This is a genomic window from Halomonas marinisediminis (genome assembly GCF_004347715.1).
Lineage (GTDB): Bacteria > Pseudomonadota > Gammaproteobacteria > Pseudomonadales > Halomonadaceae > Halomonas > Halomonas icarae.
Genome location: NZ_SLTR01000811.1, coordinates 1 through 226, shown reverse-complemented (window position 1 = coordinate 226; position 226 = coordinate 1). Strand labels below are relative to the sequence as shown.

General features: G+C 42.0%; 1 pseudogene. It reads right to left on the bottom strand.

What is annotated here, in order from left to right:
• Positions 1 to 187 (bottom strand): annotated as a pseudogene (locus tag E0702_RS18620) (siroheme synthase); the annotation flags it as partial.
• Positions 188 to 226: the final 39 nt, after the last annotated feature.

Sequence of the window (226 nt, the reverse complement as noted above, 5' to 3'; positions counted from 1 at the left end):
GTTTACCTTGTAACGCTTTATCAACCAACAGTTGGTTAATTTGCTCTTGTGGTACGCAATGAAAATCTAATTTTTTGCCAACATAAATCATCTCAGCTTTGTTACTGGCTAGGGCTAAGATTTCGGCAGAAACCAAACGGTCATACACCACGACATCTGCTTGTTCAATAACTCGATAACCTTTCACGGTTAACAAATCAGGGTCTCCAGGACCGGCGCCCACTAA